Source organism: Novosphingobium sp. ERN07 (assembly GCF_012641335.1).
GTDB lineage: Bacteria > Pseudomonadota > Alphaproteobacteria > Sphingomonadales > Sphingomonadaceae > Novosphingobium.
In genome coordinates this window covers 19,445-30,019 of sequence record NZ_JABAID010000018.1, presented here as the reverse complement: position 1 = coordinate 30,019, position 10,575 = coordinate 19,445, and the positions used below count along the sequence as shown (strand labels likewise).

The 10,575-nt window shown below is 60.6% G+C and carries 10 protein-coding genes; 3 read left to right on the top strand and 7 right to left on the bottom strand.

Annotated elements, in window-relative coordinates; translation table 11 throughout:
* Positions 1-2: 2 nt before the first annotated feature.
* The 7 genes from tssE to HGI47_RS17830 all read right to left on the bottom strand — a co-directional run bounded on the left by tssE (position 3) and on the right by HGI47_RS17830 (position 6,026).
* Positions 3-545, bottom strand: coding sequence for a type VI secretion system baseplate subunit TssE (gene tssE / locus HGI47_RS17860; protein WP_168854134.1), 543 nt, complete (start codon positions 543-545; stop codon positions 3-5).
* Positions 545-1,360: a type VI secretion system accessory protein TagJ gene (locus HGI47_RS17855; RefSeq protein WP_168854133.1), complete on the bottom strand. Its 816-nt coding sequence runs from the start codon at positions 1,358-1,360 to the stop codon at positions 545-547. The genes tssE and HGI47_RS17855 overlap by 1 nt, the downstream gene beginning before the upstream one ends.
* 54 nt (positions 1,361-1,414) lie before the next feature.
* The gene (locus HGI47_RS17850) at positions 1,415-1,894 is read right to left on the bottom strand and encodes a type VI secretion system tube protein Hcp (RefSeq protein WP_168854132.1); all 480 of its coding nucleotides are present in this window, start codon (positions 1,892-1,894) and stop codon (positions 1,415-1,417) included.
* Between the two features lie 186 nt (positions 1,895-2,080).
* Entirely contained in the window at positions 2,081-3,571 is a 1,491-nt protein-coding gene (tssC, locus tag HGI47_RS17845; protein WP_168854131.1) for a type VI secretion system contractile sheath large subunit, read from the bottom strand.
* 72 nt (positions 3,572-3,643) lie between these two features.
* Complete coding sequence (tssB, locus tag HGI47_RS17840) at positions 3,644-4,165, bottom strand: type VI secretion system contractile sheath small subunit (protein ID WP_168854130.1); 522 nt, start codon at positions 4,163-4,165, stop codon at positions 3,644-3,646.
* Between the two features lie 90 nt (positions 4,166-4,255).
* Complete coding sequence (locus tag HGI47_RS17835) at positions 4,256-5,350, bottom strand: ImpA family type VI secretion system protein (RefSeq protein WP_168854129.1); 1,095 nt, start codon at positions 5,348-5,350, stop codon at positions 4,256-4,258.
* 28 nt (positions 5,351-5,378) lie between these two features.
* A complete protein-coding gene (locus tag HGI47_RS17830) occupies positions 5,379-6,026 on the bottom strand; it encodes an OmpA family protein (protein ID WP_168854128.1) in 648 nt (215 codons plus the stop codon).
* 368 nt (positions 6,027-6,394) lie between these two features.
* Here HGI47_RS17830 and HGI47_RS17825 point away from each other — a divergent pair, with 368 nt between their 5' ends.
* The 3 genes from HGI47_RS17825 (at position 6,395) to tagH (ending at position 10,553) form a co-directional block, all read left to right on the top strand.
* Entirely contained in the window at positions 6,395-8,404 is a 2,010-nt protein-coding gene (locus HGI47_RS17825; RefSeq protein ID WP_168854127.1) for a type VI secretion system Vgr family protein, read from the top strand.
* The gene (locus HGI47_RS17820; RefSeq protein ID WP_168854126.1) at positions 8,404-8,940 is read left to right on the top strand and encodes a hypothetical protein; all 537 of its coding nucleotides are present in this window, start codon (positions 8,404-8,406) and stop codon (positions 8,938-8,940) included. Before HGI47_RS17825 ends, HGI47_RS17820 begins: the two co-directional genes overlap by 1 nt.
* 77 nt (positions 8,941-9,017) lie before the next feature.
* A complete protein-coding gene (tagH, locus tag HGI47_RS17815) occupies positions 9,018-10,553 on the top strand; it encodes a type VI secretion system-associated FHA domain protein TagH (protein WP_206066272.1) in 1,536 nt (511 codons plus the stop codon).
* Positions 10,554-10,575 lie beyond the last annotated feature (22 nt).

Below are 10,575 nucleotides of genomic sequence, written 5' to 3'. Positions count from 1 at the left end.
GGCTACTCCCGCACCGTTACCGCAGACGAATCCGCCTCCACATCGGTGCGCAGCTTTATCGGTATGGCGCGCAGGGCCGAACGCACATCTGCCTCGATCAGGAAGGTCAGTGAATTCTCTCGCTCAACCTTCCCGGAAAGTTCGACGTTTAGCGAAACCGGATCGATGCGCGGTTCGAACGCCTGCACCGCATCGCGAATTTCGCGTGCCCGACGCAGGATTGCGCGACTGCTGAGCGACTTGCCCGCCAGATCGGACACGCCATAGTTGAGCACGCTGGTGCGAACCTGCGGATAATTGGTGAGATCGACGCTGGATTCCAGATTCGTCGTATTGAGCAGCCATGCGAGTTCGCGCCGGACAGTGGCCCTGAGCGCGGTTTCGTTGAAGCGTTCTACCGCAGGCACCGACAGGAAACGCAAAGCTTCACGGCGCTCTTCGGCATTTTCGATTTCTTCACCGCGCATCCCGCCGATGTCATTTCCGGCCACGAGCTTGTCAAACAGCGTGGGATTCAAAACCGGCTGGGAAGGACTGCGCGCCATCAAGCGAAAGCGAGTTTGCGCAAGTCGAGCAGCGCGGCATCGCCGCCATCCGAGAAGCTCCACAGACGCTGGCCAAGGCCACACTGGATCGCGGCATCGCCTTCGCCCGCATCCACCCAATCGGTCTGGCGGCCAAGCCGGATCGCCCCGGCCTGTGCAGCTTGCGTACCGGGATAGCGCGCGGGGAGGAACGCCGCGATGGATTGACCGGATTTGAGCGCAAGCTGGACCGGGTACCACACAGTATCACGCAGATCCTGCGGCCCATCCGACGTAATTGATACGACCGCATCGAAAGGTACAAGGCCATAGCGGCCAGCTACGATAGCCTCAAACGTGGGGCCAAAGCGCATATCGGCATCGGCAATCCAATCGAACGCTTGCGCAGGGCCACCTGCGCCTTCGAACGTGCCGGGCGTATCGGGCGCTTCGCCAAAAGCCGCGTCTCGCGCATCTGCCGCTTCGGCCATGTGGCCTTTTGTTGCCAGCGAGATGGCCTGCGCAACGCCTTCGATCCATCCGCCCATGCCGACCAGCACCGGCATGTCCGCCTTGCCCCCAAAGACATCGGCCCGGAGCAATTCGGCATCGATTGCCTGATTGTAGGTTGCGGCGAGCATCTGTGCGTTATCGGCAACTTGGGCAAGAGCCTGCAATTGCTTGCGAGCCTTGTCCCATTCGCCGGTAACGCACAGCAACTGGAACAGAAACATTCGGGCCTTGTCGTCTCCTGGCCGTGTGCGGACGATTTCGACCAGAGCAGCGCGTGCTCCCTCTAAATCGCCCTCGCGCAGCAAGGTGTCCGGATTTGCCATCTCGACTGCCCCCAGTCCGTACAACTTGTGCTCGACACACGGTCAGGCGAAAAATCAGACCGGTTTGTTGGCCTTGAGATCCCAGCCGAACTTGGCCACGCCACCGAGGCCGCCCTTTTCGGTCTGTTCCTTGTAGTCGAACTTGATTTCAGCAAAGTTCAGCGACACCGATTCCATCGGATTGGTGCCATCGCTACCGGTATTGGCGATGCTCGACACGAGAATGTTCTTGAGCGTGATGCGATAGTACTCTTCCTGCTGACCGCCCGCCTTGCGCACCGTCAGCACGCCCTCGGCGATATGGTCACCCTTGGCACAGGCTTGCATGAGCGACGGCGTCGAAAGGTCACAACGCTTCATGATGGTCATGTCATTGAACGATACCTTGCCGGCACCGCCGCCGCCGCCGGTTGCCCAATCGCCACCATTGTTAAGACCCCACGAGAAGTTCTCGATGTCGATCTCGCCCTTGTGCTTGTCGTCCTTCGACTCGCCCTTGATGTTGGTAAGCTTCAGAAAGATGTCAGCTGCCACGTTCCGTCTCCTATAATTTCGGTCAACAGGTTGCGAACCCGAACGACGTTCAGCCCTAAAGACTGATTGGCACTCAAAAAACTGTCGGCCATGCAAGCCAGTGTCCTGCGATGGGTTGGGCGTTGTTCTTCTTGTCGCCCCCAATCAGATATACCCACCGCCGGACTCATCATGTGACCAAATGCACTAACCGCCCGAATTCGGCAGCTTGGAAACCATGCTCAACGAAACATCCATGCCTTCCAACTGGTAGTGCGGAATAAACAGGAACTTGCCCTTGTAGTAACCGGGATTGGCCTCATCGGGCACCACCTCGATCTTGGCATCCTTCAGCGGAAGACGAGCCTTTGTCTCCTCAGTCGAACTGTCAGGTTGCCCATCAATATAGTTGGAAATCCAGCGCTGCAGATCCTGCTCGATCTGTCGCTCTGTTCGCGTTCCTCCAATCCAGTCGCGCACCATGCACTTGAGATAGTGCGCAAAACGGCAGCTCGAGAAGATGTAGGGCAGGCGTGCCGACAGGTTTGCCGATGCTGTTGCCGCCGGATCATCGTACACGGCGGGGTTGTTGAGCGTCTGCGCACCGATAAAGGTCGCCTGATCGGTGCCCTTGCGATGGACCAAAGCCATCAGGCCCGCCTTCGAAAGCTCAGCCTCACGACGATCGGAAATGGCGATTTCGGTCGGGCAGGTCATATCCACGCCACCATCGTCGGTCGGGAAAGTTGCAACAGGCAGACCCTCGATCGTACCCCCGCTTTCCACACCGCGGATGCGGCTGCACCAGCCCCAAGTACTGAAGGCATCGGTGATGCGCGTGCCCATCGCATAGGCGGCATTAACCCACAGGTACTTGTCGTGATCGCCGCCGGTTTCTTCTTCGAATGCGAACTCCTCAACCGGGTCGGACTTCGCGCCATAGGTCGGACGGCCAAGGAACCGCGGCATGGCAAGGCACATGTAGCGGCTGTCCGGGCTGTCGCGGAACGTACGCCAGGCAGCATAGTCCGTCGCTTCGAACAGCTTGGCAAGATCGCGCGGGTTGGACAGTTCGGTCCAGCTCTGCATGCCCATGAGACCGGGCGCGGCACCGGCAATGAACGGCGCGTGGGCCGCTGCGCCAATCTTGGCCAGCCCCTTCATCACTTCAAGATCGGGGCCAGAATGATCGAAAGCGTAATCGCAAACGAACGAACCGAAGGGCTGGCCACCCAACTGGCCGAATTCGGCTTCGTAGACCTTCTTGAACAGCGGACTTTGATCCCACGCAGCATCGCGATACTGGCGGAACATCTTGCGGCATTCGTCCTTGCCGATATTCAGCACGCGGATCTTGAGATCCTTGCCGGTCGACGTGTTCATCACCTGATAGTGCAGGCCACGCCAGGCGCTTTCCAGGCTCTGGAAATCGGCGTGGTGAATGATCTCGTTGACCTGTTCGGTCAGCTTGCGATCCAGCGCGGCGCGCAGCGCGTCCATCGTGCTGAACACATCGTCACCGATGATCGAAACGTCGGCCAAGGCCTGCTGTGCCAGCGTGGACACCGCCTGTTCGATGCGGTTCGCGCGGGCATCGTCGCTGGGCTTGAACTCCTTGCGAAGCAGTGCCGCGAAATCGTCGGGAGCGAACTCCGTTTCGGTTGCCGCTGCTCCGCCCTGTACCTGTTCCGTCGCCATCTCAAGCCATCCTGTTTGCCTGCCACGGCATCGCCGCGGTCGGAAATTCCATCAACCGTCCGTTGCCCGCGATCAGCCTTCGCTGCCCGAACCATCAGCGGCCGGCCCCTTGCCCGCAGCCGACATCGCTTTCATCAGCGTGGGATCCTTGAGCAACTGGTCGAGCAGATCCTGTGCGCCGTCCTTGCCGTCCATGTAGAGCATGAGATCGTTGAGCTGTTCGCGCGCTTCGAGCAGTTGCGCCAGCGCGGGCACCGACTTGGCGATGGCACCGGGCGAGAAGTCTTCCATCGTCTTGAACGTGAGATCGACGGCAAGCTTGCCTTCGCCGGTCAGCGTGTTGTCCACGTTGAACGCGGCGCGCGGCGCAATTGCGGCCATGCGCTGATCGAAGTTGTCCATATCGAATTCAAGGAAATCGCGATCGTTGAGCGACTTCTTCTCGACCAGACTCTTGCCAGAAAGATCGGACATGACGCCCATGACGAAAGGCAGTTCGACCTTCTGCTTCGAGCCGAAGGTTTCAACCTCATACTCGATGTGAACACGAGGCGCCCTGTTTTCCTTGATAAACCGCTGACCACTCTTCGCCATTTACGCCTCCATTGCCGGTCTGGTCGTCCTTGCGGCACGTTGCCTACCGTATTCCTGCACTGCCTCACGCCATCCGGTAAGTGGCGAAAATCACCATTCCGAAGACGTCTGCGTTTCACCACCCCATGATCCGGTCTCAACCGCCGCTTCTGCCGCAGGGGCCGCGGTGCGTCGCGAATGTAGAACCCGCGTCGCCTCATCGACTCCGCCCGGTGCAAGGTCTTGCAGCACGGTCATGAAATCAAGGCCTGTCCATTCGCGCGCGCGCTGAAGCAATAGCGGGACGGGGCTGCCCGGCTCCATCGCGGTATAATACGCGCAGATCGCATCGAGCGCCCGCACCACATCATCGCGATTGCGGATGCTGCCGGAAAAAGCCGGGCCGGATGGCATAATTGCCGCTGGAGCAGTGCCTGACGAACTGCTGCTGCCCCAATCGTCAGCATCGCCCGCACTACCTGTATCCACCGCTTCGACGGATGCCTGTTCGGGCAACACAGCCGACAGCGCATTGCGATAGCGATCAAGCTTTTCATAAGTTGGCTTGAAATTGGTGGCCGTGTCACCTTCGGCATTGACGGTAAGCACGCCATCGATCCGGCGAAAAGCGTTGCGCAGCGCATCGAACCGATCGACCAGCGCAGTGATCGCATTGGCATCGGTCGCCTCTATCGTGGCACGGAACGGGCCGTAGCCGTCAGCCGAGGCTCCTTGTTCAGCGAAACGTTCGATATCGTCGCCAGTAAAGCGGCCAAAACGGGGGTGCTCCATCAGCGGCACGCGCGACAGAGGCGCGAGAAAATCGCTGATGCGCGTAAGCGATTCGCAAGGTGCCTTGCGCCCGATAAAGCCATATTCGTCGAGCTGCGGATGCAGATCAGCCCAACGTTCCTCAAGCAACGTCGCCAGCCATTCGGCAGCTTCGCCCAGCAGATCGAACCGACGTGCGAAGGTTGCCGCGCGAATCAGATAGACCGGCAGCCAGATATCGCGCGTTTGCGCACCCTGTGCGATGATCTGGTCAATGACCTTGCGCCAATCGACGTCCGATTCACCGCCGTCTTCGCTGACCGGCCGCTCGAATGCGCTCTCAATCTCCATGCGGAGATCATCGTAGGACAAGTCGGGGCCTGATGGCGCCTCATCAGAAAGAGGCGCAACCAGAGCCGCGATATCAAGTGTCATTCGGTCAAGCCCCCGCCAACCGTCTGTGTCAGTCGATCTTCACGATCTCTACGCGACGATTTGCAGCGGCCTTGGCGCTCATGCCCGCAACAGGCTTGTCGAAGCCATAGCCTTCAGGCTGAAGACGCGAGCGTTCAACGCCATTGTCGACAAGGAACTGGACCAGAGCCTCAGCGCGGCGCTTCGACAGTTCGAGGTTGTATTCACGTCCGCCGACCGAATCGGTATGGCCGCCAACGATGAAACGCTTCGCCGCTGCCGACGGCGCCTTCAGCGCGGTCGCAAGCATCTGGGCCTGAGCGCGGCTGCCCGGAGCAATCGCCGCTGAACCCGATGCGAAGTTGATCGAAAGCGTAGACCGACCAGCCTGAGACTGCGCGACGGGCGCAGCAATACGCGGCTTGGCCGCAGCAACTGCAACGGTACGCGGCTTCGGCGCGGAATAGCCCGGCGCAGGCGGCACGACCTTCTTCTTTGCACCCTGCGGGATATCAAAGCGCAGTGCGCGCTTTTCGCCCTGATCGCGGGTTGCGAGTTCCTGGTTGAAGGCGTCGCAATCGCTGGTCAGTTCGCAAACGATCTGCGCGTCCGACTTTTCTGCGACAGGGCCGGCCTGAGCCGTAGCGATGGTCGGGATCGTGATCAGAATGCCCGATGCAATCATCTTGAATACCATAGCGCACCTCTTTCCGCGGGCCTGATGCCCGCCCCGGCACTGCCGGTCATTGTTCTCGCGACGCCTGTGGTTAATATTTTCCGATATTCTTACAGGTCATCAACCAACGCCGCAAACGATTCCTGCTTTGTTGCTCGCTACTGTTGCGCCAACTGGGCCATCAGTGCCGCTTCGGGACAATCTGGCCGCCAATCGTTGCATCGGATCGCGAACTTTCAGCTTCCCCCTTATCCGGCGGAATAGGTGCTTCATAACAGGGTGTCGTTCTGGTAGCGGTGACGACAGTCACAGACGAGATGGCAAAGAAAAAGCACACGGGTTGCATCGGTTCGGCATGATTGCCGGGACTTCCTGCAAGGGGAACTGATTTGGCTGACAGCCCGACGCGGCAGACCGCCCTGGCCCTGCGGCTTGGAAACGGCTCCGAACAATTGAAACTCGTGCGCCTTGATGCTTTCGAGGCGCTGAGCCAACATTTCTCGATCACGCTCGAAGTGCTCTCGCTCGACGAGATCGAACTCCTGCCTAATCTGGGCAAGCCCGCTTCTATCGAAAGCAAGCTGGACGGCCAGTTGCTGCGCTATTTCCACGGCATCGTGGTGGATGCGGAATATGTCGAGGAAATCAACGGCGCGGGATTCGTTTACCGTTTGGTACTGGCCCCGGCAGGCCAGTTGCACGATCAAGGCAGCAATTTCCGCATTTTCCAGAGCAAGCCCGTTATCGAGATCATCAAGTCGGTGCTGGGCGAATGCGGCATGGCGTTTGAAGTCAAGGCTTCGGGTGGAACGCGGCAACTGGCCTATTGCGTGCAATATGGCGAAAGCGATTTCGATTTCGTCTCGCGCCTGATGGAAGAAGAGGGCCTCTACTACTTCTATCAGCACAGCGCATCGGCCCATACGATGACGATCTGCGATAAACCAGGCTGCCATGTGCCGATGCCGGTGGGGCCGATGACCTACAATCCCGTGTCAGATTCAGCGGCAATGGCCGATTCCACGAGTCGCGGCGGCACCGCAGGTCTGTTCGTGCAATCGTGGCACGAACGCGCATCGACCGGTGGCGAAGCGCGCGTGACCATGCGCGACTATGATTTCAAGGAACCGACTCGTGCCCGTCAGGCCGAAGCGAGCGACAAATGCGCGCATCCGCTGGACGAGATCGAGGTCTACAACTGGCCAGGCCGTTATTATCAAGAGTCGGCGGGACAAACTCTTAGCACGGTGGTGCTAGAAAGCCGCCGCGCACAAAGGTTGCGCTATGAGGGGACCAGCACATTCGCCGGTATCGAGACGGGGTATCACCTTCAGTTGAAGGGCCACGCAATTGAACGCTTCAACCGCAAATACCTTATCGTTCGCTGCCGCACCACACTGGCGAACGAGCAATACCGGTCGGGCGGGGCGGCCAGCCAGACGTTCGTGGAATTCACCACGATCCCGCACGACGTGAACTTTCGCGCACCAATGACCACGCCCCGCCCCACGGCACGCGGCCCCGAAACCGCCGTCGTGACCGGGCCAAAAGGCGAAGAAATCCACGTCGACGAATTCGGGCGGATCAAGGTTCAGTTCTTCTGGGACCGCGAAGGCAAGCTCGATGACAAATCGAGCTGCTGGATCCGCGTGTCGCAGACCGGTGGCCTTGGCAACATCATCATTCCGCGCATCGGGCACGAAGTTCTGGTTGATTTCATCAATGGCAACCCGGATCGTCCGATCATCGTGGGCCGGGTGTTCAACGCCAGCCACATGCCGGTCTACAAGCTGCCTGATAACAAGACCCGCGCGCTATGGCGCACCAAAACCTATAAACGCACTGCCGGCGATGCCCTGCCGGAAGCGGAAGATTTGGATACCAAAGCGCCGGGTGCCAACGAGCTTCGCTTTGAAGATGCAACCGGCAAGGAGGAAGTGTTCCTGCACGCCGAACGCGACATGAACACCCGCGTGCGCCACAACGAGACGCACAAGGTGGGCCGTGATGTGGAAATCAGCGTCGGCAAAAACCGCAAGGAGCGGGTTGGCAAGAACGAGGAAATCCTGATCGAGGGCAACCGCAAGGAAGAGGTCAAAGGCACCGAAACGATCACGGTCCACAAGGATCGCAAGGTTGAGATCAAGTCCAACGATACGCTGGATGTGACCAAGAAGATCACGATCAAGGCGGGTGATTCGATCGATATAAGCGCTGCCAACAAGATTACGCTGTCGGTCGGCGGCAGCACGATCACGCTTGACCAGACCTCGATCAAGATTTCGACGACCACGCTGAAAATGGAAGGCATGGCCACGGCCAAACTGGGGTCGGCCATGACCACGGTTGAGGCTTCGGGCATTCTCACCGCCAAGGGCGGACTGGTGAAGATCAACTGATGGGTGACTGGAAACTATCTACCTGGACCGATGCTGCGCAGCTTGCGGCCAGCGTGAACCCGCGCGAAGTTCCTGAAGAAGCGCGGGGAATGGCTCCGTCAGTTTGGTTCGCCAGCCTACGCGAAGCTGGCAAGGCCGCCTATGCGGTGAACTTCCTTGCCCATGCCATGCCTCGCTATGAATGCGTGGTCTGGGCGGTGCGCGCATTGATCGAACAGGGGCTTGACCGGGCGGACCCGGCGATGGTTGCTGCCCTGCGCTGGATCGACAATCCTTCGGATGGGCTGCGCCGCGCCGCTGCCGATCTTGGCGAAACGCTGGACGACGAAACCCCGCAGGCGCTGCTGTGCAAAGCGATTTTCCTGTCGGGAGGTTCCATATCCGAAGAAGACCTGCCCGCGATCCAGCCACAACCCGATGTCTGTGCCAAGCTGGCGGCCGCCGCCGTGCTTACTGCTGCTTTTACCGGCAAGGATCCATCAGGCGCGATTGCAGCAAGTTTGCAAATCGGGGAAAGCGTTCTTGCCGGGGCCTGATCGCGCTACACCCTTTTCGCGGCGTTGCGGTGCATGATGACATTTCGAACCTGAGAAGCTAGTCCATCCGCGTGCCTTTGACTCTTACCATCCGCAATGCCGACCGGCTGGACAACGGTTCACCGCTGTCGCTGGTGCTTGACCGCCGTGGCGCGCTGATCGGGCGAGCCGCAACATCGGACTGGTGCCTGCCCGATCCATCGCTGCACGTTTCGTCGCGCCATTGCGAAGTGCGCTTTTCTGGCGGCGGTTACGAACTGATCGATCACAGCACCAACGGCACGTTCGTCGATGGGCAACAAGCCCGGCTGGCTGGCCCCCACCCCATTTCGCAAGGTGATGTGTTCCGCGTGGGGCCGTTCGAAATCGTCGCCGCTCTGGACGATGCTTCCGCCGCCCTTGCTGCCGAACGTAACAGCGACCCCGCGCCGACAAACTGGAAAGGCTGGACTTCCGGCAACGAGGCGTCAGCACCCGCAGCACAAGCATCAAGCTGGGACGCGCGTCCGGCTGGCTCCGCAATTTCCGGCACCGGTCCAATGTCGCAAAGCTGGGCCGCACCGCCGACAGCGGCGTCCTCGCCGGGCGGTTGGGGAGCGCCACCACCGCCGCCCGCAGCGCCTTCACCGGTTGCACCACAGGCGGAGCCGCCCTCGTCAGGTTGGGGTCCGTCCGCATCCGCCGCCGCGCCGCCGCCTGCCTCGGGTTGGGGCGCGCCGACGTCTTCTTCAGACGGCAGCGGGCCTTCCACATGGGGCGCCCCCGCGCAAGCGCCGCTTACGCCCGCGTCCGACTGGTCAAGCCCGATTGCGGCTCCCCCGCCGCCTGCTGCAGACGATATCTGGGGCAAGTTCGCGCAATCCAATGTGGTCGATTGGGCGCGGGGCGGCTTTGGCGGCACAGCACAACCCGCTACGCCTGCTTTCACGCCACCGCCTCCTGCGGCACCTCCCCCTCCGATGGCTGCTCCGGCACCTGCACCGGTTGCGGCTGCATCGCCAGCGCCGATAGCTGCGCCTCCACCCGCAGCGCCACAAGGGGCGGGACTGGCAACGCTCGCCCAATCCGCAGGCGTCAATGCTGACAGGTTGCAGGCGGGTGAGGCACAGACGTTGGGCATGGCCGGAAACCTGCTGCGCCGCCTTGTGGCGGGCATGGTGGTGATGCTCGAAGCGCGCGCGCGGGCGAAGAGCCAGCTTGGCGCGCAGGGCACCAGCCTTGAATTTGACGGCAACAATCCGCTCAAGTTCGCGCGCACGCCCGAACAGGCGCTCGAACAGCTTCTGAACAGCCCGCAGCGCGGCTTCATGGACAGCGAGCGCGCGGTTGAGGATGCCTTCAAAGACCTTCAGGCGCACCAGATGGCCACGCTGAAGGCCATGCAGGGCGCGCTAAGGTCCACGCTCGACCGGTTCAGTCCCCGCGCCATCCGCGCCCGCGCCGAGCAGGGTGGCATCCTTTCACGCATCCTGCCCGGCGCGCGTGAAGCTGCGCTGTGGGCCGCCTATGAACGCGAATTCAGCGGCGTTGCGCAAGGGTCTGACGAGGCGTTCATGGAAATGTTCGCCAAGGAATTCCGCCGCGCCTACGAGGAAATTGCCCGCCAGCGTTGAGCACGGCGATAAAATCCGCGCT